The organism is Candidatus Manganitrophaceae bacterium (assembly GCA_016200325.1).
Taxonomy (GTDB): domain Bacteria; phylum Nitrospirota; class Nitrospiria; order SBBL01; family Manganitrophaceae; genus Manganitrophus.
The window spans coordinates 67597-89039 of record JACQEZ010000003.1 but is presented as its reverse complement, the minus strand read 5'-3'; the positions used below and the strand labels follow the sequence as shown (position 1 = coordinate 89039).

The window sequence follows — 21443 nt, the reverse complement described above, 5'->3', positions numbered from 1 at the left end:
ATCGACTCCTTTAGAAAAACAGTGTCAAATGGACCGCATTGACCTCTTCTTCCGCGTCATGCTACTCTGAAAGTAGAATTAATTAAGGCATCTGACCTTTATCAGATCTGTTTTAGGAGGAAAGGCAATGGGACTCCTCTCGATGGAAGAAGTAAAACGAAAAATCCATGACCTGAAGGGCTGGGAGCTCTACGACAGCATGCTTCAAAAGAAATACTCTTTCAGGACCTTCAAAGCCGCGATGCAATTCATCAACCGGGTGGCCGAGCTCTCCGATTCGGTCGACCATCACCCCGATATGATGATCAACTATAATCGGGTCCTCCTCAAGCTGACCACTCACAGCCAAGGAGGAATCACGGATAAAGATTTTAACCTAGCGCGAATGATCGATCAAGTCGAAAAACCCCCGACGATTTAATCTTTTATTCCCGTCCAATAAATCGTTCATCCCAAATAGGTATAGAGCCCCAATTCTACCCGGTTTTTATGCCGATTCTTCGGTCGCAGCCTTTCCCGATTTTTCTGCAATTTTGGTATACTTCATATTAATTCTCGAACAAAACCCCGGTAATGGACCGAAAAGATGCTTCTTCTTGCGATTGACTTCTATGGAATCGAACCGTTTCATAAACCGACCCGTCTTCCGGTCAAACCGGGATTAAACATCGTGACGGGCGCCAACGGCGCCGGCAAGACAGCCGTTCTGCGTATCCTCTCGTCACTGCTCTTCGGGACCGAATTGACCGGAGTGAGATGGGTCGAGAATCAGCCGGCGCAGGCCGCGGTGATTCTGCAGGCGAAAGACAAAGCAACTTACCGTATCACGGGTGACTATCAGAAGGGAATCTTTAATCTATCACGGCTCGACCCCTCCGGGCAAAAAACGTTGATCGAAAAAGATCGGAAAAAAATTACCGCCTGGGTCTGCGATCAGGCCGGCGGCCTGTCGGAGAGCCACCTGCTCCCCCTCTTTTTAATTGACCGGCTCCAGTTTCCATCGATTGTTCTTAAATCTAACGGCTCCCCTAAGCCGACGGTCGCGACCCACGGATCTGCGGCCTCGGCGGCCGGCGGCCCGGTTCCTCTGTCCAAGCCGGCCGAGAAGGCGCTGCTTACTCCGGAAACCCGTGCCGAGAAGGAGCGTCGATTGGAAGAAATCCGGCAGAAGCTGGAGGAATTAGGCCGGTGCGAAGAGGAGATGCTGAATGCCCGCGACAAGGTCGCCGAGCTGAAACGTCGATTGAATCAATTAAATGACCTGACGTTGCAAGAGAACCAGGTGGCCGAAGCGGAGACGAAGAGGTTCGCGGGATGGCAAGGGATCGAGATCACCCGTCCGGAGCTCTTCCGTCAATATGAAGAGGGATTGCAGCAAAAGCAAAACGGGCTGACCCAGTTGGAGGAAGAGAAAGAGGAGATGCAGGCCCGGTTGATGCAAATCGGCGAGACAGACCTCTTCCAGGATCGCCATCTGCAGGTCGGCGTCATCCTGACCATCCTCTCATTCCTCCTCCCGATTTTTATCACCCTCCATGGTCCCTTTCGCTATCTCTTTCCGATCGGGGTCTTGGGAGGAATCGGACTCTCGCTCTTCGCCTATTTTCAGCTTCACCAGCGAGATGCCGCAAAATCCGGACTGGAAAAAAAGCTGGCCGGAATGAACGAGAAGATCAATTCGGTCAACCGGAAATTCGACAAGGAGTACAAAGAGGTCACCGATCTTCTCTCCAAGTCGGGTTGTAAGGACATTCAGGAACTCAAAGAGCGTCAGCGCGCCTATCAGCAGCATGTTCATAAAAAGAAAGAGCTCGCGGAGAAAAGGGAAAGCCTTCTGAAGGGGGGAACGGTTGAAATCATCGCCCAGCAGGCTCAGGAAGGCGAAGCCGCTTTCGCCGCGCTGGAGGCGAAGCTTCAGGGATTCACCGATCTGAATGAAGAGCTCTACCGTCTCGAGGAGGCGCTCCGCCTGCCCGATTCAAATGAATCGCAGCAGATAGAGATGCCCGACCTGGGGCCGCTTCCCGCCGCAGGCTCCGAACCCTCTCCCACCCCTTTCCTCTCCGTTATGACCTCTCTGGCAAAACAGAGGACCCCCCCTCTCTCCTTCGAGCAGATCGAAAAACAGACGAACATCCTCTATGCGCTTTTTGATCGGAGTCAGAGCCGAGCGATTCACCTGAAGGAAAACGGAGAGATCAACGTCAGTGCTTTTGGCCTGCACCAGGTCAGCTCCGGCACGGCCGATCAAATTTTTATCGCCCTGATTTTGGCGACGCTCGATCATCTTTCCGAGACCCCCTTTCCCCTGTTTCTCGACGAGCCGTTCAGCATCCTCTCCCCTGCTTCTCAGGCGACGGCGCTGGAGTTGTTGCGCGGCGCCGCCCGGAGACGACAGGTGGTCCTTCTCAGCGTCCACCCCTTTTCACCCAAGGGAACGGACCATTCCGTCGATTTAAGCGCTTTATAAAAAACACCCTTAAGCTGTTTTCATGCCGCTTCCATGGTATATTCATTCTTTGTCATTTTTACCTTGGGAGAACGCCATGGCGCTTTATCATCCAAAACATCGAAAGCAGGCGGCCGCCCTCAAGCCTGAACTCAAGGCGATGGTGGTCCATTCTTTCTTGAAAAAAGTTCAGCAATATTCCGAAGAGATGATTGAAAAGAAATGGAAGGCGACAAGAAAGCAGCGGGGAACGGATCTCGAGACCCTCCAGAAGCTCGCCCACTGGGTTCAATACCACCGCTTTAATGCGGTGGCTCTTGAGGAGATTGAAGACGGAACGCTCGACGCCTGGTTTGAGGAGTGATTTTGCGCGAACGGTGCTCGGCGAAAAAGATCAGAACCGGCGCTGTTACGAAAACAGACGCGGCTGATCCGCTTCCTTCTTCGTCAGAAGCAGGAGAATTTTTTGTTGGGCCGATGAAAAAGGATATTCGGAGAGGCGATCAAGTAAGACCCATTTCAGGTCGCCCTCTTCTTTCCCCCCTTTTCCCGTGACCGCTCCCGAGAAAACGTGGAGCGTCATCTTAAAATGCGTAAAGGTGTGGCGGATTTTCGCCAAGGGGGTCCATGTCGAAACGCGCCATGGGATCTCTTGGCGAAGAACGGCCTTTGCCCCCCGGTCGATCTGCTCGCCGGTGATTTCTCCCCCGGGAAACTCCCACATTCCCCCCAGCAACCCCTTCGCCGGACGCTTTCGGATCAGCACCCTGTCGCCCCGGGTGACAACCCCGGCGATGTAGTCCCGGTGGGGGATGAGCTTCGGCCGGCTCCTCACCGGAAGGCGATCCTGGAGCCCTTTCTCGAAGGCGCCGCAGCTGTCTTTCACCGGACAGATCGGGCATCGCGGCGCGGTCGGCGTGCAGACGGTCGCCCCCAGATCCATGATCGCCTGCGTGTAGTGGTCGGCCCCCTTCTGGGGAAGGAGCGCCTCCGAGTACCGCCACAGCGCCTCCTCAACCTCCTTTTTCTTCGGATCTTCCTCGATGCAAAAATAGCGACAAAGGACCCGCTTGACGTTGCCGTCGAGGATCGGATGGCGCTGTCCAAGCGCAATCGTCGCGATGGCGCCGGCGGTCGACCGTCCGATTCCGGGAAGGGACAAGATCTCCTCAAACGATTCCGGGAACGTCCCGCCGTGACGGGCGACGATCTCTTTGGCGGCCCGCTGAAGGTGCCTTGCGCGCGCGTAATAGCCGAGTCCTTCCCACGCCTTCAATACCTTGTCCGGCGGCGACGCGGCGAGCGCTCGGAGCGTTGGAAAGAGGGTCAGAAAACGATCGTAATAGGGAAGGACCGTGGCAACCTGGGTCTGTTGGAGCATGATCTCGGAGACCCAGACGGCATAAGGATCGGAGGTCCGCCTCCAGGGAAGATCCCGTCCGTGAGCGCGGTACCACTTGAGGAGCGGTCGGGTGAATAAATTATTTTTAGCTTGAAGATGAACAGACATGATTTACGAAGATCGGCCGTCGGCGTCGGATCGACCCCGAAGAAAAATCGGCTCGCTATTTCTGAAGAATCTCCTTGATTTTTTCGACGACTTTGTTGGGGGTCGTGGTCGCTTTGACGAGGAAATCGTTTGCCCCGGCCTGAAGCGCCTTGCTGATCTCTTCGCTCGCCCCCTTTGCCGAGAAGACGATCACCGGGACCGACTGAAAGTTAGGATTGGCCCGAACGGTCTGGAGGACCTTAAACCCGTCCATGATCGGCATCATCAGATCGAGGAGGATCAGATCGGGTTTGTCGGTCGTGATCGCCTTTAATGCCTCGACCCCGTTGTTGGCGACGGTCGGAAGATATCCCGCGGAGAGGAGCTTGTTCTTATATGCCCTCTGATAGAACTCCGTGTCGTCCACGATCAGAATTTTTTCCTTCATCCGGAAAATCCCCCCAATGTATGAGAAACCCGATGTTGAAGATCCCGTTTCAGCTCTTGAAGCTCCCTTTCGAGCCGCTCGATCCGTTCCGCGATCGGGTCGGGCAGATTGGTATGATCAAGCGTTCCTTCTTTCTTGGAGCGGTGAATGATCTTCCCGGGAATTCCCACCACGGTCGCATGATCCGGCACCGACTGGAGAACCACCGAGTTGGCGCCGATCCGGACATGGTTGCCGATGACGATTGCGCCGAGGACCTTTGCCCCGGCTCCGACGATGACGTTGTCGCCGAGCGTCGGATGTCTCTTCCCCGGCTCCTGACCGGTCCCGCCGAGGGTGACTCCTTGATAGAGGGTGACATTCTTGCCGATCTCCGCCGTCTCGCCGATGACGACCCCCATCCCATGATCGATGAAGAAGGCCTCTCCGATGACGGCGCCGGGATGAATTTCAATCCCGGTGATGAACCTCGAAAAGTGTGAAACGAGCCGGGGAATCACGGGGACATTCTTTCGCCAGAGAAAGTGCGAGACCCGGTGAAGCAGCGTCGCATGAAATCCGGAATAGGTCAAGACGATCTCGATCACGCTCCGGGCGGCCGGATCTCTCTCGAAAATCGCTCGAATATCGTCCCTCATTGCCCTGAACATAACCTCGTCGGCTCCCTTTTATTTCCGCTCGATGAGACAGACCGCCTGCGCCGCAATCCCTTCCTCACGCCCGATGAAACCGATTCTCTCATTGGTGGTCGCTTTCACATTGACGCGCGTCGGCTCGATCGACAGGGGGCGGCTGATATTGATCTTCATCTGTTCCACGAAGGGGGCGATCCGCGGTCGCTCCGCGATCACCACCGCATCGATATTTATCACAATAAATCCTTTTTGTAAAAGGAGAGAGGCGATCTCCTCTAAAAGACGAACGCTGGAGACCCCCTTCCATTTCGGATCTCCCTCCGGAAAATGTCGTCCCAGGTCCCCTTCACCGGCCGCGCCGAGCAAGGCATCGCCGATTGCATGGAGCAAGACGTCCGCGTCGGAATATCCCTCGAGCCCCTTTTTGAACGGAATCTCGACCCCGCCGAGGATGCACCGAAGACCGCCGACCAGTCGATGGACATCATATCCGATGCCGACCCGGATCATCGGCGGCGCTCCTCTCCCCGTGCGTGAAGGAGAATCTCCGCCAGCCTCAGATCGGGAGGAGTCGTAATCTTGATGTTCTCCGCCGACCCTTCGACACACCGGATCGGGTGCCCGAGCCGCTCCACCAGCATCGCCTCATCGGTCGCTTCAAAGCGGTCGGTCTCCGCCTTTTGATAGGCCTCTCGCAACAGGCTCAGCCGGAAGGCTTGAGGGGTCTGCATCGCCCATACATTTTCCCTAGGGAGGCTCTGAGAGATTATTCTACCAGACGAAACCCGTTTTAGGGAATCGGTGACCGGCCGGGCCGCCACCGCGCCGCCGACTTCCGCCGCCGCAGCCGCCACCCGCTCAATCAACTCCGTCGTCACGAGGGGGCGGACCCCGTCATGGACGAGGATCAGGTCGTTCGGATCGCTCCGTTCGCATAATTCAGACACGGCGGCCCAGACCGAATCCTGGCGCCGCTCCCCCCCGTGAAGAATTCGCTTTACCTTGTCGAGCCGATGCGAAGAGACGAGCCCTTCAATAAAGGAACAATCCTCTTTGGAGACGACACAGGTGATCTCGTTGATGATCGACGCGCTTTGAAAGGGGATCAGTGTATGGATGAGGATGGGAAGACCGCAGAGTTCCAAGAACTGCTTCTTTGTCTCTCCTCCCAGCCGCTTTCCTTGACCGGCGGCGGGGATCACGGCATGGACGATCAATTGGCTCTCACCGCCGGATATTCCTCGCGCTCCCTCTCCGGCTCTTCGCGAACACGGGTGAAAATCATCCTTCCGGCGGTCGTTTGCAAGACGCTGGTGACGACCACATCAATGTTCTTTCCAATCCATCTCTTTGCGTCATCGACAACGATCATCGTGCCGTCATCCAGATAGGCGATCCCCTGCCCCGATTCTTTCCCCTCTTTTAATACGAAGACCCGCATCGTCTCTCCGGGGAGGACTACCGGTTTTAAAGCATTACAGAGTTGGTTTATGTTTAGAACTCTAACCCCTTGAAGTTCAGCCACTTTATTAAGATTCAGGTCATTGGTGACGACCTTGGCTGAGAGGCGCTTGCCGAGCGCGATGATTTTCGAGTCGACCTCTCGGATCGAGGGGAAATCGTCATCGACAATCCGCACATCGATATCGACCATTTTTTGAATCCGGTGCAAAATATCGAGGCCCCTTCTGCCGCGGGCGCGCTTGAGAGAATCGGACGAATCGGCGATGTGTTGGAGCTCCTGAAGAATAAATTGCGGAATGATGTAGGTTCCTTCGAGAAAGCCTGTCTCGCAGAGATCGGCGATCCGGCCGTCGATGATCACGCTCGTATCGAGAATTTTGCTGTTTGAAACGACCGAGGAAAGCGCCGCCTCCGTCTGTCGCCTTCCGAGAAATAAAATGGTAGGGTCCATTTCAATTTTAAGGGAGAGGAAGAGCCCCATGTAGGAAAGAAAAAGAAGAGAGAGCCATTTCCAGAAGAGGAACAAGGTCGGATTGAGCGAAAAAAGTGGATCGACGATGACATTCAGAATGCCGCTCGCGAGCACACCGAGAATAAATCCGAAAGATCCCCAGAAAAGTCGCTTGACGGCGACCTTTTGCATAAAGCTTTCCAGCGTGACCAGCCCCCCGCCGAGCAGCAGTCCGATGAGCGCCCCCCAATAGGCGTTGCCGACATCGAGAAGCCGGGATGCAACCGAATAACCGGTTAGGGTGCTAAAGAGAATGAAAAAAACATGAATCGCATAATTTCCAACCATCGCCGCCCCTCCACCCACCTGATGAGCCGAGAGTAACAGAACCGCTCCAACTCTGTTCCTGAACACCTTTGTGACCGAATTGATTGGACATCCTTTTCCATGCGACGTTGGCGCCGGCGGAGGTGCTCTCCGGCCGGCCTCTTATCTGCTCTTGTCTCTTAAGGTGAGATCGTTACAAACATCGTCCTTCCCTGCCGATTAATCAATAAGAGGACCGATTCGTCTTTCTTGATCTTGGAGAGGATGGCATCGTAATCCTCGGTATTGCGGACCGGTTTTCGATTCACCTCCATGATGAGATCTCCCCTTTGCAGGCCGACCTCCTCGGCGACGCTTCCCGATTCGACCCGGGTGATCACGACCCCTTTTTCGTTCCGACCCAAACCGAGCTGTTTTGTGATTTCAGGGGTGAGGTTTCGAACTTCAAGGCCGCTCAGCGCGGTGCTGGCCCCTTCCTCTGCCGGTTGCTCGGTCTCCCCGCTTTTTCCGACATCTTTCGGCTGCTCTTCAATCGTAAGCTCGAGATCTTTCTCTTTCTTATCTCGGACCACCCGCACTTTGGCGCGGGTTCCGACCCCGGTCTGCGCCACCATATTTCTTAATTGGGTGGAGTTCTCAATCGGCTGGTTGTTGTATTGAACAATGATATCGCCCCGTTTAAAACCGGCCTTCTCGGCGGGACTGTTGGGGAGGACATCCCCGACGAGCGCCCCCTTCGACTCTTTCAGGCCGAATTCCTTGGCGAGTTGAGGGGTAATCTCTTGAATGGAGATCCCGAGCCATCCGCGGACCACCTTTCCATTTTTGACCAAGCTGTCCATGATGGTGTGGGCCATCTTGCTCGGGACGGCAAAGCCGATCCCCATATATCCGCCGCTCTGTGTAAAGATGGCGGTGTTGATTCCGACCAGCTCTCCGTGGGTGTTGACCATCGCCCCGCCGGAGTTGCCGGGGTTGATGGCGGCATCGGTCTGAATGAAGTCTTCATAATCGGCGATCCCGACGTTCGCCCGCCCCACCGCCGAGACGATCCCCATCGTCACCGTCTGGTTGAGCCCGAACGGATTCCCGATCGCCAAGACATATTCTCCGACCTGCAGCTTGTCGGACTCTCCCCAAGGGATCGTCGGAAGGTCCTTCGCATCGATTTTAATCACCGCGATGTCGCTCTTCGGATCGCTTCCGATCAGCTTTCCCTTGAACTCCCGCTTGTCCCCCAATAAAACTTTGATTTCATCCGATTTGGCGACGACATGATTGTTGGTGATGATCAGTCCATCGGAATCGACGATCACCCCCGAGCCGAGGCTTTGCGCCTTTCTCTCCCGGGGGGGCGGCTGTCCGCGACGGGGGGCCTGGTCCCCGAAAAAGCGCCGGAAGAACGGATCATCGAAGGGGAACCCGGGAGGGCCTCCCCCTCCTTCTTCTCCGCCGCCTTCACCTCCTCCTTTGATCACCCGCGTGGTTGAAATGTTCACGACCGCCGGCGTAACCGCCTTGGAGATCTCCACAAAGGTCTGTTCGGTTTGGGCGATGGCGGGCGGTTTTTGTTTTTGCAGCTCTTTGGGAGCCTCATTGACCGCCGCCCCAAAAGGGAGGAGATGAAATTCGGAAACCAGTGTAATGCCGATGACCATTCCGACAATCACCAAAAAAACGGAAAATACAAACCGCTTCGGCCGTATCTCTTGATTATCCCCCGACATCCATCCTCCAATCCGAACGGCTGTTGATCCCCTCGAATACCGACAATGTTAAAAAAAGCCATCCCGATTCAAATCCAAACCTGGGACGAATGGGCTGGTCTCCCATCCGATCCCTCAGGAGCCGGGCTGTGCAGAATTCAATCGTTCTTAAAAGTGGCGTTTCGAAAAATTTCAATGTAGTATGCACTTCTTTGTTTGATTCTAATTTTTTCGCATTATACTATAGCTGTTTTCATAAAGTAAAGTTATTGAACTATCAATAAGATAAGGGAGATCGCGTTTTTGAAGAGAGGAAAAGAGGGCCAGATGCGGAAATCGCGGCCGAGGCGATCGGCGACGCGCCGAGCCAACGGAAAATCCCCCTCCAGAGCGATTCCGGTCGATCGGTTCAAGCCGACCGAGCAGGAAGAATGGGTGGAGAAGGGAAAAAAGCTGATCTGGCATCCCTTTACTCAGATGAAAGAGTGGGAGACAGAGAGACCGACCCTCATTACGGAGGGGACCGGAGTTTATCTCACCGATTCGGACGGAAAAAAATACCTAGACGGAGTCTCTTCCATTTGGGTCAACGTTCATGGACATCGCAAGCGGGAAATCGACGAAGCGCTGATCGATCAGATCGGGCGGATCTCTCATTCCACCCTGCTCGGCCTCTCGAATCGGCCGGCGATCGAGTTGGCCGAGCGGCTCCTCGGACTCGCCCCCCCCGGGCTGGCGAGAGTTTTTTACTCCGACGACGGTTCCACCGCCGTCGAGGTGGCGATTAAGCTCGCCTTCGGCTACTGGCAGCGGAGGGGGGGGGAATATCAAAAAAAGAGAAAGTTCCTCTCCTTCGAGCAGGCCTATCATGGCGACACGATCGGATCGGTGAGCGTCGGCGGGATCGATCTCTTCCATCGCGCGTACGAACCGCTTTTATTCGAAACGGTCAAGGTCCCGGCCCCCTTTTGTTATCGCTGTCCCCTTTCATTGTCCCATCCTTCCTGTCAGCTGGCCTGCATCGATGCGGTGGAGAAGACGATCCAGCGCCACCGTCATGAACTGGCCGGGATGATCATCGAGCCGCTGGTCCAAGCCGCGGCCGGAATGCTGACCGCGCCCCCCGGTTATCTCAAGGAGATGCGGGCGCTCTGCAGCCGATATGACCTGCTGATGATCGTCGATGAGGTGGCGACCGGTTTTGGGCGAACGGGAAAGATGTTTGCGTGCGAGCACGAGGGGATCACCCCCGACCTGATGGTTCTCTCCAAAGGGATTACGGGGGGATATCTTCCGCTGGCCGCGACCCTCGCCACTCAGACGATCTATGATGCCTATCTGGGAGAGTATTCCGAGTTTAAGACCTTCTTTCACGGCCACAGCTACACCGGAAACCCGCTCGGCTGCGCCGCCGCGATTGCGAACCTAAATATTTTCAAAAACGATCGCGTTCTGGAAAAGCTGCAGGCCAAGATTGCGTTTGCGAAAAAAACGCTCCGTCCTTGGAAAAGATGGGCCCATGTCGGAGATATTCGTCAGGTCGGACTGATGATCGGCATCGAGCTGGTCGCAGACAAGAAAAAGAAAACTGCGTATCCGGTGGCGTGGCGGGTCGGCGCCCAGGTCTGCCGCGCCGCGAAGGAACGGGGCGTTCTCCTCCGGCCGCTCGGGAACGTCATTGTTTTAATGCCGCCGCTGTCGATCTCGATACGGGATTTGAAAAAGCTGATGACGATCGTCGGAGAGGAGATTCGAAGAGTGACTTCCGGCCTTAATTAGGCTCGGCTTTTTCCTTCTTCCATTGCAGATAGACCTTGAGGTAGCCTTCCACGATTTTTTGGGTATTCCAATGAAGCATCTTGGCATACTGGAGGAGATAGCTTCGAAGATAGACCTCCGCCGGAAGGGACTTGAAGTTGTCTTCCTCGATATGTAAGAGGTAGGTGATGTTGATGCGGGTCCGGTCTGCAATCTCTTGGACTGAAATTCCCTGCCGCTCCCGCATCTGTTTCAGGACCTTGCCGTTGATCTCGCCCGGCTCGGTGGTCTCGTCGAGAAGGAGCGAAGGGGCCGGCGCTTCGGCCGGCGCCGCGACCGGCTCGGCGAGCGCCTCTATTTCTTTTGAAATGCTCTCGTCGTATTTCTTTCTTTTCTCCTGATCGATCAGCGTCCGGTAGGCCTCTTCGATCTTTTTATAAATCTGCTCGCGGTCTTCCCGGTCGAAGAGGGAATACGCGGCGGCGGAGTCGGTCCCGTAGGTCTTCCTCGCCAGCTCGTATGCCTTTTGGATTTCTCCCCAGGTGGCGCGGTATGAGACCTCCAAGACCTCGTAATAATTTTGCTCTGAAAAACGCTTCATGCTCAATGCACTATTGATTGACGATAGAGTTTAATTTCAATTCTTCCTTCTTGATCAAATTCAAGACGGTCCGCTCCAGGCACCGGGCCGCGCTCGAGTTGGGATACTCCAGCAGCAGCGGGCGTTTTTTCTTCGTCGCCTGCCAAACGTGGTCATCATACTCGACGTACCCCACATAATCAACTTTAATCCCGAAATACTTTCCGCAGGAACTCCTCATTGAAAATCCCAAGGTCATGTCGTCTTTGGAGCGCACCTGGTTGACGACGATTTTCGGGGCGAAGGTGTAGACCGCCTCCTTTAATTTCTGCCCCGCCTTCTCGTTGATGGAAGCGACATGATCGATCAAATCGTGCGGCGTTCGAATCCCCCGCTCGTTCTTTTCGTCCATCGCGATCATCACGATCTCTTTCACCTCGGGATCCCGGGCGATTTTTTTAAATCGTCGATAAAAGACGCTCTTGATAAAACGGTAGACATTTTCGATCGAGGTCGGCTCCGGAATCACGCTGAGAATGCCGGTATCGGCGCTCAGAAAAAAATCAAGGTTGGTGAAGGAGGTTCCCGCGCCGAGATCGAGAATAATATATTCAAAATCCAATTCGTGAATCTGACGGATCAGCCGCATCTTTTGGCTGTGTTTCGGATTGGCGATCTCCAAAAAATCTTGCGCGCCGGAGATCAGCGCGAGGTTGGGAATCTCCGTCTGCGTGAGAATCTGTCCGATATCTCGAATTTTCCCCTGGACGAAATCGGAAAGGGTCGCTCCGGGGTTCACCCCCAGACAGGTGTGAAGGTTGGCGCATCCCAAATCGGCATCGACCAGGAGGACCTTCTTCCCCATTTGCGTCAGCGCGATTCCGAGATTGGCCGACAAGAAACTCTTCCCCGTTCCCCCCTTCCCCCCGCCGACGGCCCAGACCGCTTTTTTAGGGAGCTGAAGATCTTTAAACAATCCTATTTTATCCATTAAAACCGACGTTCAATCGCAATGAATGGCACGATGAATCCGATGAGAGGTGATTGATAAAAGGGCTTCCGACTTTCCCGGCAAACGATACCTGTTATCATTATATCAAACGGCTACTATTTTCAACTAAAATTATGTTATCCTTTCTAAAATTTAGGGTAATCTCAGGGTGATCTCAGGATAATCTCAATGGACGCGATGAATCATAGAAGGGCTCCCTTTCACCTTGCCGTCTTCCTCCTTTTGTCGATCCTTTTTCTGATTCCCGCGCTGTTGCCGGCCGAGGAGGTCTTTCAGGAGGATTTCACAGCGGGCCTTGAAGCGGGACTCCCAAGGGGATGGAAGCTCAAGCAGTGGTTTGGGAAGAGCCATCAGGTCGAGATCGTCTCCGACGACGGGGCGCCGGCGGTCCGCCTGGTAAGCGACAAAAACAGTTTCGGGCTCTATCGAGAGTTCGCGACCCAGGCGAAATCGGCCCCGCTTCTCACGTGGAAATGGAAAGTCGTTCGTCTCCCCGACGGCGGCGACGTCCGAGACAAGAAGAAAGATGACGAGGCCGCTCAGATCTACATCCTGTTCCCCCGCTTTCCGAAAATGTTCAATACCCGGATGCTCGGCTATATCTGGGACAGCAGCGCGCCGAAGGGGAGCCAGGTGGTCAGCCGGAAATCGTCCAATACCCGTTACGTCGTTTTGGAGAGCGGGAAAGAGCATCTGGGGGAATGGCTGAAGGAGAGCCGGAATATTTATGACGATTACAGAGCCCTTTTCGGAGAAGAGCCCCCCGCCGTCGGCGGGATCACCTTGATGATCGACTCGGATGACACCGGTTCCTCCGCAGAAAGCTACTTTGCCGACATCCGCCTCAGAAAAAAAGAATAACCCATCCGGGGAAGCGGCCGCTTTCTTTTCCAAGGTCCTCCTCCTCGTCAATCCCGCCGCCGGCGCTCGCTCGAAGAGAAAAAAGCTCGATCGGATCATCGAAGACCTCCGTCGCATTTCCGACCATCTGGAAGTCGTTTACACCGCCGCGGCGCTCGATGCAACCCGCTTGGTCAAAGAAAGAAGAAACGGCGCTTGGACGCTGTTGCTCTGCGCCGGAGGAGACGGCACGATCAACGAGGTCGTCAATGGGCTGATGGATGAGGACGGCGCCTCCCCGCCCCCCCTCGGCATCCTCCCGACCGGGACCGGGAATGGGCTGGCCCGGGAGATCGGCCTCCCCCTCGATCCGTGGAGCGCCTATCAGCGGCTCCTCAACGGGAGGGTCGAAACCATCTATCCCGGCAAGGTCGTCCTGGAGCCGAAGGGGGGTGAGCCGCAGAAACCGACTCGGTATTATCTTCTTTTGGCGGGAGTCGGTTTTGATGCGTTTGTGGTCGAGTGGGTCGAGCGGCGATCCGTTTTTTTCAGAAAGCTTCCGAAACTCTGGGTCTACATCCTCTTCGGGATGGTCGCCCTCTTCTTCTATCCCTATCCCTCGCTTCGCTTCTCAATCAACGGCCGGTTGTTGACCGGCTCGGGCGGCGTGGTTGCAAAGGCCCGATTGGTCGCCGGCCCGCTGACCTTCGCCCCCTCGGCCCGGCTCGGCGCCCCTGCGTTTTCCTTTTGTCTTTTACCGCAGAGAGGCCTGTTCGGATACCTTCGTCTCCTCTTCCAGCTCTTGCTCACCGGAACGCCGGGGTGCTGCATTGAATACCACTCCGGGACCGAGCTGAAAGCGTTGGACGGGGCCGGCTGGGTGGAGGCCGATGGCGAGCTGCTCGGTCCGCTCCCCGCCACCTTCACTCTCGCCGAAAAACCGCTTCAGCTGATTTATCCTTCGGGAAGATCGGCGCAATCGTAATCCCGCTTCCGTTCTTCCGCCGATCAGTCGGCCTTCAGCTCGGGAAAGGTTACGGCGTGGGCGCCGGCTTCTTCCATCTCGGCCAACGCCTTTTCGGTATCCCCCGGCGCCCCCTCAACCCCGCGCGAGGCGTCGCGCAGCAACACCGTCTCGAAGCCGGCGCCCAGGGAATCTAAAACGGTATTTTTCACGCAGTAGTCGGTGGCGAGCCCGCCGATAAAGAGCCGGCGGATCCCCTGCCGCTTCAGCCGCTCGGCCAGGCCGGTTCCTTGAAATCCGGAATACGCCTCCTCCTTCGGATCGCTCCCCTTTGAGACAATCGCCGCCTGATCGGGAAGGGCGAGCGCCGGATGGAATTCGGCGCCGGGTGTTCCCTGCACGCAGTGCGGCGGCCAGATCCCCCCCTGCGGCTTAAAAGAGAGATGCTCCGGCGGATGCCAATCCCGCGTCGCATAAATCGGCGCGCCCGCGTTGATAAAAAATCGAACATAGTCATTCAAAACCGGAACCACCCTGTCCCCTTCCGGCACCGGCAGCGCGCCGCCGGGACAAAAATCATTCTGCACGTCGACCAGAATTAACGCCCCCCTTTTTCCCAGCTTCATCCGATCTCCCTCCTTCTCCGAAAATTATACAGACTCCGACAACGAAGGACAATACGATCGGCGTTCAACGCTCCGAAAAACGAAAGAAAATCCCTTCCCGTCGCCCGGACGCCGCCTTGATTTTATCCCCCCAAAGAACTAAACTAAGGGGCATCTTTTTTTAATTGGACCCAGAGGTTTTCTGGAGAGTCGATGTCGGAAAAAGAGCGCTCCCCGTTTCTGAAATATGCCATTGGGCCTTTCGCCATCGCCGTTGCCGTTCTCTTCAAAGAGGGGGCTGCTCCGACCCTCGGCGCAGATCGGCCCTTTCTTCTCCTCTTTGCCCCGATCATGCTCAGCGCCTGGTATGGCGGACCCGGGTCGGGACTGATCACCACCGGCGTGGCGGCGCTCGTCGCCGATTACTTTTTTCTCCCTCCTTTTTATACGATCGGGTCGTTCAATCGCACCTCTTTGATCCAGCTTCTGATCTTCATCGCAGAGGGGCTCAGCATCAGCTTTCTGAGCGCCGCGATGTATCGTGCAAAGCACCGCTCCGACCGGACCGAGCGGGACATCGTCCGATTAAATCAGGAGCTGGAACAACGGGTCTTGGAGCGAACCGCCCAACTGGAGGCGACCAATAAAGACCTCGAAGGGCAGATACAAGAACGGCAGCGGACCGAAGGAAGGCTGCGCCGGAGCGAGAAGCAGCTGGCGGCGGCGCAAGCGATCGCCCACATCGGCAGCTGGGAGTGGGACATCGTCACAAATCAGGTCGTCTGGTCGGACGAGCTCTACCGGATTTACGGTCTCGACCCTCGATCCGATCAGATTCGCTATGAGACGTTTATCAATCAGATCGCGCCTGAAGACCGGGCGCGAACGGAGGAGATCATCACGCGCGCCCGCTCCGACGGCCGGCCGTTCAGTTTTCATCACCGGATCCTCCGACCCGACGGGGCGGTCCGGATCCTTCAAGCCCGGGGAGAGGTGATCTTCGGCCCCGACGGCCGGCCCGCGAAGATGATCGGCACCGGACAGGACATCACGGAACGGAGGGCGGCGGAAGAGGAGCTCCGGCGGACGGAAGCGTTCCTCAACTCGATCGTGGAGAACCTTCCGAACATGATCTTCGTGAAAGAGGCCCAAGCGCTTCGGTTCGTCCGATTCAACAAAGCGGGTGAAGCGCTGCTCGGATATCCGAGAGAAGCGTTGATCGGCAAGAACGACTACGATTTCTTTCCGAAAGCGCAGGCCGATTTCTTCGTCGCAAAAGACCGTCAGGTCCTCCAAGACGGCCGTCTCCTGAATATTCCCGAAGAGCCGATTCAGACCCAGCACCTCGGCACCCGGATTCTCTCGACCCAAAAAATACCCCTCTACGACACCGACGGAAAGCCGCTCTATCTGCTCGGCATTTCGGAAGACATTACGGAGCGAAAGAAACTGGAGGCGGAGCGGGAGGAGCTGATCCGGGAGCAGACGGCGCGGATCGAGGCCGAGGCGGCGCAGCAGCGCCTCACTTTCCTCTCCGAGGCGAGCGCGCTTCTCGCCTCCTCGCTGGAGTATGAGCCGACCCTCGCCCGCGTCACCCAGCTCGCGGTGCCGCGCTTGGCCGATTGGTGTACGGTCGACCTGACGGAAGAAGACGGAACGATCCGCTCCCTCGCCGTCGCTCACATCGATCCGGAAAAGATGAAATGGGCCGCGGAAATCAATCGCCGTTATCCCCTCGATCCGAACGCGGCGCAGGGTGTCCCGGCCGTGCTCCGGACCGGCCGGTCGGAAATCTATCCGGAGATTTCAGACGCGATGCTGGCGGCCGCCGCCCGCGACGATGCGCACCTCCGGATCCTGCGCGAGGTCGGGCTTCAGTCGGCGATGATCGTACCGCTCGTCGTGCAGGGTCGGCCGATCGGCGCGATGACCTTCGTTTCGGAGTCGGGCCGGCGGTATGGCGAAAGCGACCTCGCCCTGGCCGAGGAGCTGGCCCGCCGCGCCGCCTTGGCGATCGAGAACGCCCGGCTTTATCGGCAGGCCCAGGAGGCCAATCGGGCCAAGGATGAATTCCTGGCGGTCGTCTCTCACGAGCTTCGCACGCCGCTCAACGCCATTTTGGGATGGTCGCTCTTGTTGCAGGAAGAAGGGGTCGCTCCGGAGACGATCGGGCATGCGCTCGAGTCGATCGCCCGAAACGCCACGACGCAGGCGCAACTGATCGGAGACCTCCTCGATGTCTCCCGCATCGTCACCGGGAAGCTTCATATGAATATCCGTCCGGCGGCGCTGGCGCCGATCGTTCAAGAGGCGATCAATGTCGTGCAATCGTCGGCCGAGGCCAAAGGGATTCAATTGATCCCGGAGATCGCCGATCCGACCTTGTCGATCGTCGGCGATCCCGATCGATTACAGCAGGTCGTCTGGAATCTTTTATCGAATGCGATCAAATTTACCCCCGAAGGGGGGAGCGTTGTTATCCGGGTCGAACCGATCGATACAACGGTTCAAATTCGTGTGACCGATACCGGCATCGGCATTCCCCGCGAATTTCTCCCCTATGTCTTCGACCGCTTCCGTCAGGCCGACGCTTCCAGCACGCGGGTTCACGGCGGTCTCGGGCTCGGTTTGGCGATCGTCCGCCACCTCGTCGAACAGCATGGCGGAACGGTGGAGGTCGAAAGCCCCGGCGAAGGCCGGGGGGCGACGTTCACCGTGACGCTGCCGATCCAACCGGGTCGAACGAAGGGGGGCGTTCCGGAGCCGTTCAAGCCGGCCCTCTTCGAAGATCGGCCGGCGGATCGGTCTCGGTTGCTGGAGGGGTTGCGGGTGTTGGTGGTCGAAGATGCGCCCGACACGCGGGAGCTGATCGCCGCCCTGCTGAAACGGCACCAGGCGGAGGTGAAGGCGGTCGGTTCCGTTCAAGAGGCGATCGATGCGGTGACGGAAGGACGGCCCGATCTTTTGATCAGCGACATCGCGATGGCGGGCGAGGATGGGTATGTTCTCATGGAGCGGGTCCGGACGGTCGCTTCCGAACAGGGGTGGAAGATCCCGGCGATTGCATTGACCGCGTATGCGAGAAAAGAAGATCAGGAGCGGGTCCTCGCCGCCGGTTTTCAGCTCCATCTTTCCAAACCGGTGAAGCCGAGTCAGCTCGTCCTCGCGATCGGCAAGCTGACCGGACGGATCGCGGAGGGCCGTCTTGGCGAAGATCTCTTGAATCCTCCGGCCGACTAGGTCCGATCCTCTCCCTTTTGCTCGGCGTCGAGGTACCGGTTCATCTCCTCCACCCGCTCCGTGAATTGCGCCTGACCCGCTTTGGGAAGGGGATCGCCGCGGACCACGTCGGCGTTCTTCGGATCGATCGGCTTGCCGTTCTTCATCAGCGTGTAATGGAGATGCGGCCCGGTGCTGAGGCCGGTGGAGCCGACCCGCCCGACGACATCGCCCTGATCGACCCGTTTGCCGACCCGCATCCCGTCGCCGTAGGCGGAGAGATGCCCGTAGAGGGTGCTGTAGCCGTTGCGGTGCTGGATGATCACCGCCTTTCCGTGGCCGCCGTTCCAGCCGACGAAGGTGACCGTCCCGCCGCTCGCCGCCATCACCGGCGTCCCGTAGGGGGCGGCGAAGTCGATCCCGAGGTGCGGCCGGTTGATCTTCAACACCGGATGAAACCGCCGGGTGGTGAAGCCGGAGCTGATATACCGATAGCGGAGGGGCGATTTCAAGAAGGCCTTTTTGAGGGAGCTCCCCTTCTCATCGAAGTAATCCCCCTTCTCCCCCGCCTGCGAAAAATAGTAGGCGCGGTAGGCGTTTCCTTGGTTGACGATTTCGGCGGCGAGCACCCGGCCGGTCCGAACGATCTCCCCCGCCTTTTTGAAGACCTCATAAACGATGTGGAATTCATCCCCTTCTTGAATCTCGGTGCTGAAGTCGACATCCCAGGCGAAGATGTCGGAGAGATCGAGCACCACTTCCGGCGGGACCCCGGCGCGCCGGGCCGAATCAAAAAGGGTGTCGGTGATGACCCCGCGTCGGTTGACGACGTCGCGGTCGAGGGTGATCTTTTCTTCGATCGCATGGAATCCCCCGTCGGCCCGCTCCAGCTTCAACGCCCGAAAGGGATCGATCTGATAGACGAGCATCCCGACGCCGAGCGGCGCCTCTTCCAGGATGACTTGTATCTTCTGGCCCGGAATAATTTTTCTCAGATCATAAAACTTTTTCGCCGCCTGGACGATATGGAGCATCTCGCCGTGAGAAACCCCCAACACCGAGAGGACACCGAAGAGGGAATCGCCCGTTTTGAAGGTGTGCTCCTTGACCATCCGCTTCGGCTCCAGAAAACTCGAGGGCGAAGCCGCCTCGGGGGCGCTCGCCGCCGGCGGTTCCTCGGTGGCGGGGGGAAGGACGGTCGGCTGATTCTCCGGCAGCCAGCGGGCGCCGAAGTAAAGCAACAAGGAAAGCAGGGTTAATCCCAAACCGATTTTCTTCATAAGATGTCGATCTCTCAAATTCTGATCCTATTCTAATTTTGTTTCTAATTTTGAATTCTATTGTAGTACGAAGGGATCTTTCGGAACTGTAGTGTAATTCGCTGTGAGGAATACTACAGTTTAACATAAATGGGGTGGGCACTCCACCTTTTTCCGGAGTTGGTCGGTTGGGCGGGTTCTTGCGTTAGGGAAGCAGGGGCGTCTGTCTGTTGGAGTGGGGTTTCGCTCCACATTTTATTGAATTAGGGTCGTGGGGTTTCGCCCCACCCCCCACCGTGGGGGCCGACTGCCCGGCCCCCTCCGGCCTCCCCGTGCAGCCGGGGGGAGATCCCCCCCGCTCCCCCCTTACGGTCACAACTTGCACCACGCGCGGGAGGGCACCGCGGATGGTGCTTCGACAGGTGACCTGATTCGGTCGATAGAACGTCTGATATAAAACGCAGCAGAGTGGGGGGGCGTAGTGCGCCCTCGACGCGCTGCCGCTTACGACCCTTTTTAATTATTTCAATCGTACTGGAATTAGGTTTATCTCCTCGGTGGCGGGCTGAGTCGGAGCGCAAGGGCCCCACTGGGGGATGGGTGGAGCGAGGACGCAGTGCGCCACCGCTATAATGGATCGTTCCATCTACCTTCTCAGGGCGCATGTCTGAGGCGCAGTCCGCACTGTTCTTGTGCGGTCGCGCCGAGTTCGGCCGTGGGGGGGAGCAGGGAGGGGACTCCCCCCCGGCTGCACGGGGAGGCCGGAGGGGGCCGGGCAGTCGGCCCCCACGGTGGGGGTGGGGTAAAACCCCACGACCTTCAGGCAGTGGGGTTTACGGCAAAGCCGATCTGCTATCCCTCATTGCCCCCGTTGCTGTTTTTTGCCCCTCCCATTATGTTATGATCCTTACGTGAGAGGGGTCCTCATGTTGATTGGCGAGCAACGTCCATTTTCAAAAATATTCCAGGATCATCTCGGCGCGCCGGCCGTCTTCTGTCACGAGGCGTATCTCTCGCTCGGGACCTGCCAGACCGCTCCCGCGCCGGCGGACGCTCCGTCCCTCTTTATCGGCGGACAGGCGGCATCCCTTCACGCGCTTCATTTCTCACGGACCGATTTGGCGGCTATTCCGGTGGAGACGCGGCAGCAGCGGAGCATCGCCCGGGAGTTCGGCATCGAGCCTTTCTCTACCGGCTACGGCATCGAGCAGAGCGGGACCGGCATCGGGATGGGGAATGTGCTTCGGTATGATGCCTATCTTTTCTTCTATGAACGGACGTCGTTGGAGTGGCTCGCCCTCACCGAGCAGGCGACCTCCGACCCCGCCTCCGCCGCCCCCTTCGAATGGGAAAAGCTCACCTGGGCCGACCGGCGTCGCGCCGCCCTTCTGATGCCCTACGGCTATATCCTCGGCACGTTGCAGATCGATGCGGCGCGGGGGCGGCTCTTGTTGACGGACGGATCGCTCCCCTCCCCCTCTTTCACCGTTTTCCGAAGCGGCATCTCTTTTAAGTCGGCCTCCTTCAAGACCCTTCCCAAAATCATTCTCGATCAGATGGGGGCCGCGCCGATGTCCGCCTACGAGCTGAATCGCTTTTCCGAATGGAAAGAGCATACCGAAGCGATCGGCCGTCTGCTGATCTTTTAACGCCCCCTCTCCCCGCCCGATAGAAACGCTTTACGAGATTCTTTTGATGTGTTACTTTAGGCCGGTCATTTCTTAGGATGACTCAGACGATGCCGACGGGAAGAAAAACAAAGGGGCAGGTGGAAGCGGAGATCAGCAACGCGATCATTCAGTTTGAAAAAGATTATATGGGCCGCGGCCCCAAGGAAACGCAGACCTATATTATCGATGACATGATCTTGGTCCGCCTGAAGGGGGTGCTCACCCCCGCCGAGCAGCAGCTGGCAAAGAATCCGGAAGGGACCAATCTGATCAAGCAGGTCCGCTCCAACCTTCTGGAGCAAGGCCGGGGGCTCCTCTCGGAGCTGATTGAAAAAATGACGGAGCTCAAGGTGGTCAGCCTTCATACCGACATCAGCACGAAGAGCGGCGAACGGGTGATTATTTTTTCTCTCTCGGAAAATTTGGAAAGACGATTTGAAGTAGATCCCGGCAGGTAAGGTTGTGCAGAGCAATCGAGGTCGCTCTCGCCAAACAAAGCAATGGGTCGGGGCTATTCCGAAATCTCGCCGCTCAGGATTCTCCAATTATGTAAAAATCAAAACTATA

The 21443-nt window shown here is 57.0% G+C and carries 20 protein-coding genes; 9 read left to right on the top strand and 11 right to left on the bottom strand.

The features are described from left to right. Positions 1-127 precede the first annotated feature (127 nt). The 3 genes from HY282_02685 to HY282_02675 all read left to right on the top strand — a co-directional run bounded on the left by HY282_02685 (position 128) and on the right by HY282_02675 (position 2813). Entirely contained in the window at positions 128-421 is a 294-nt protein-coding gene (locus HY282_02685; protein ID MBI3802651.1) for a 4a-hydroxytetrahydrobiopterin dehydratase, read from the top strand. Between the two features lie 165 nt (positions 422-586). Then, on the top strand, positions 587-2470 hold the full coding sequence (locus HY282_02680) for an AAA family ATPase (GenBank protein MBI3802650.1): 1884 nt from the start codon (positions 587-589) through the stop codon (positions 2468-2470). A gap of 76 nt (positions 2471-2546) precedes the next feature. Then, a complete protein-coding gene (locus HY282_02675; protein MBI3802649.1) occupies positions 2547-2813 on the top strand; it encodes a hypothetical protein in 267 nt (88 codons plus the stop codon). Between the two features lie 45 nt (positions 2814-2858). Here the strand turns inward: HY282_02675 and mutY are convergent, their stop codons facing one another. From mutY to HY282_02640, 7 genes are all read right to left on the bottom strand, one after another. Next, on the bottom strand, positions 2859-3959 hold the full coding sequence (gene mutY, locus HY282_02670; protein MBI3802648.1) for an A/G-specific adenine glycosylase: 1101 nt from the start codon (positions 3957-3959) through the stop codon (positions 2859-2861). Positions 3960-4014: 55 nt separating this feature from the next. Further along, positions 4015-4386: a response regulator gene (locus HY282_02665; GenBank protein MBI3802647.1), complete on the bottom strand. Its 372-nt coding sequence runs from the start codon at positions 4384-4386 to the stop codon at positions 4015-4017. Further along, entirely contained in the window at positions 4383-5036 is a 654-nt protein-coding gene (cysE, locus tag HY282_02660; protein ID MBI3802646.1) for a serine O-acetyltransferase, read from the bottom strand. Before cysE ends, HY282_02665 begins: the two co-directional genes overlap by 4 nt. An 18-nt stretch (positions 5037-5054) precedes the next feature. Next, entirely contained in the window at positions 5055-5531 is a 477-nt protein-coding gene (locus tag HY282_02655; GenBank protein ID MBI3802645.1) for a 2-C-methyl-D-erythritol 2,4-cyclodiphosphate synthase, read from the bottom strand. After that, entirely contained in the window at positions 5528-6238 is a 711-nt protein-coding gene (gene ispD / locus HY282_02650; GenBank protein MBI3802644.1) for a 2-C-methyl-D-erythritol 4-phosphate cytidylyltransferase, read from the bottom strand. The genes HY282_02655 and ispD overlap by 4 nt, the downstream gene beginning before the upstream one ends. Further along, entirely contained in the window at positions 6235-7284 is a 1050-nt protein-coding gene (locus HY282_02645; GenBank protein MBI3802643.1) for a TRAM domain-containing protein, read from the bottom strand. Before HY282_02645 ends, ispD begins: the two co-directional genes overlap by 4 nt. 158 nt (positions 7285-7442) lie before the next feature. Continuing rightward, positions 7443-8990, bottom strand: a complete 1548-nt coding sequence (locus tag HY282_02640) for a DegQ family serine endoprotease (GenBank protein MBI3802642.1) — start codon at positions 8988-8990, stop codon at positions 7443-7445. Positions 8991-9296: 306 nt separating this feature from the next. Here HY282_02640 and bioA point away from each other — a divergent pair, with 306 nt between their 5' ends. After that, positions 9297-10748: an adenosylmethionine--8-amino-7-oxononanoate transaminase gene (gene bioA, locus HY282_02635; GenBank protein ID MBI3802641.1), complete on the top strand. Its 1452-nt coding sequence runs from the start codon at positions 9297-9299 to the stop codon at positions 10746-10748. Here bioA and HY282_02630 read toward each other — a convergent pair. Together HY282_02630 and HY282_02625 are read right to left on the bottom strand one after the other, a co-directional pair. Continuing rightward, positions 10741-11328 (bottom strand): helix-turn-helix domain-containing protein, encoded by a 588-nt coding sequence (locus HY282_02630; protein MBI3802640.1) that lies wholly within the window; start codon positions 11326-11328, stop codon positions 10741-10743. The genes bioA and HY282_02630 overlap by 8 nt on opposite strands. 10 nt (positions 11329-11338) lie before the next feature. Then, positions 11339-12298, bottom strand: a complete 960-nt coding sequence (locus tag HY282_02625) for an AAA family ATPase (protein MBI3802639.1) — start codon at positions 12296-12298, stop codon at positions 11339-11341. Between the two features lie 189 nt (positions 12299-12487). Between HY282_02625 and HY282_02620 the strand changes: the two genes are divergently transcribed. Both HY282_02620 and HY282_02615 read left to right on the top strand, forming a co-directional pair. Further along, complete coding sequence (locus HY282_02620) at positions 12488-13180, top strand: DUF3047 domain-containing protein (protein MBI3802638.1); 693 nt, start codon at positions 12488-12490, stop codon at positions 13178-13180. Further along, positions 13149-14144 (top strand): hypothetical protein, encoded by a 996-nt coding sequence (locus HY282_02615; GenBank protein MBI3802637.1) that lies wholly within the window; start codon positions 13149-13151, stop codon positions 14142-14144. Before HY282_02620 ends, HY282_02615 begins: the two co-directional genes overlap by 32 nt. A gap of 23 nt (positions 14145-14167) precedes the next feature. Here the strand turns inward: HY282_02615 and HY282_02610 are convergent, their stop codons facing one another. Continuing rightward, the gene (locus HY282_02610) at positions 14168-14749 is read right to left on the bottom strand and encodes a nicotinamidase (protein ID MBI3802636.1); all 582 of its coding nucleotides are present in this window, start codon (positions 14747-14749) and stop codon (positions 14168-14170) included. 192 nt (positions 14750-14941) lie between these two features. Between HY282_02610 and HY282_02605 the strand changes: the two genes are divergently transcribed. Then, a complete protein-coding gene (locus HY282_02605; GenBank protein ID MBI3802635.1) occupies positions 14942-17968 on the top strand; it encodes a PAS domain S-box protein in 3027 nt (1008 codons plus the stop codon). Here HY282_02605 and HY282_02600 read toward each other — a convergent pair. Further along, entirely contained in the window at positions 17965-19227 is a 1263-nt protein-coding gene (locus HY282_02600) for a M23 family metallopeptidase (protein ID MBI3802634.1), read from the bottom strand. The two genes, HY282_02605 and HY282_02600, sit on opposite strands and share 4 nt — an antisense overlap. 905 nt (positions 19228-20132) lie before the next feature. On the opposite strand from HY282_02600, the gene HY282_02595 reads away from it, so the two are divergent. Together HY282_02595 and HY282_02590 are read left to right on the top strand one after the other, a co-directional pair. Further along, a complete protein-coding gene (locus HY282_02595; GenBank protein ID MBI3802633.1) occupies positions 20133-20855 on the top strand; it encodes a hypothetical protein in 723 nt (240 codons plus the stop codon). An 89-nt stretch (positions 20856-20944) separates the two neighbouring features. Further along, positions 20945-21334: a DUF2294 domain-containing protein gene (locus HY282_02590; protein ID MBI3802632.1), complete on the top strand. Its 390-nt coding sequence runs from the start codon at positions 20945-20947 to the stop codon at positions 21332-21334. Positions 21335-21443: the final 109 nt, after the last annotated feature.

Coding starts and splice junctions, on each gene's coding strand:
- HY282_02625 (MBI3802639.1), bottom strand. CDS start 12,298: ATGGATAAAATAGGATTGTTTAAAGATCTTCAGCTCCCTAAAAAAGCG.
- HY282_02600 (MBI3802634.1), bottom strand. CDS start 19,227: ATGAAGAAAATCGGTTTGGGATTAACCCTGCTTTCCTTGTTGCTTTAC.
- HY282_02610 (MBI3802636.1), bottom strand. CDS start 14,749: ATGAAGCTGGGAAAAAGGGGGGCGTTAATTCTGGTCGACGTGCAGAAT.
- mutY (MBI3802648.1), bottom strand. CDS start 3,959: ATGTCTGTTCATCTTCAAGCTAAAAATAATTTATTCACCCGACCGCTC.
- HY282_02655 (MBI3802645.1), bottom strand. CDS start 5,531: ATGATCCGGGTCGGCATCGGATATGATGTCCATCGACTGGTCGGCGGT.
- HY282_02630 (MBI3802640.1), bottom strand. CDS start 11,328: ATGAAGCGTTTTTCAGAGCAAAATTATTACGAGGTCTTGGAGGTCTCA.
- HY282_02645 (MBI3802643.1), bottom strand. CDS start 7,284: ATGGTTGGAAATTATGCGATTCATGTTTTTTTCATTCTCTTTAGCACC.
- bioA (MBI3802641.1), top strand. CDS start 9,297: ATGCGGAAATCGCGGCCGAGGCGATCGGCGACGCGCCGAGCCAACGGA.
- cysE (MBI3802646.1), bottom strand. CDS start 5,036: ATGTTCAGGGCAATGAGGGACGATATTCGAGCGATTTTCGAGAGAGAT.
- HY282_02675 (MBI3802649.1), top strand. CDS start 2,547: ATGGCGCTTTATCATCCAAAACATCGAAAGCAGGCGGCCGCCCTCAAG.
- HY282_02605 (MBI3802635.1), top strand. CDS start 14,942: ATGTCGGAAAAAGAGCGCTCCCCGTTTCTGAAATATGCCATTGGGCCT.
- HY282_02590 (MBI3802632.1), top strand. CDS start 20,945: ATGCCGACGGGAAGAAAAACAAAGGGGCAGGTGGAAGCGGAGATCAGC.
- HY282_02685 (MBI3802651.1), top strand. CDS start 128: ATGGGACTCCTCTCGATGGAAGAAGTAAAACGAAAAATCCATGACCTG.
- HY282_02620 (MBI3802638.1), top strand. CDS start 12,488: ATGGACGCGATGAATCATAGAAGGGCTCCCTTTCACCTTGCCGTCTTC.
- HY282_02665 (MBI3802647.1), bottom strand. CDS start 4,386: ATGAAGGAAAAAATTCTGATCGTGGACGACACGGAGTTCTATCAGAGG.
- HY282_02680 (MBI3802650.1), top strand. CDS start 587: ATGCTTCTTCTTGCGATTGACTTCTATGGAATCGAACCGTTTCATAAA.
- HY282_02640 (MBI3802642.1), bottom strand. CDS start 8,990: ATGTCGGGGGATAATCAAGAGATACGGCCGAAGCGGTTTGTATTTTCC.
- HY282_02595 (MBI3802633.1), top strand. CDS start 20,133: ATGTTGATTGGCGAGCAACGTCCATTTTCAAAAATATTCCAGGATCAT.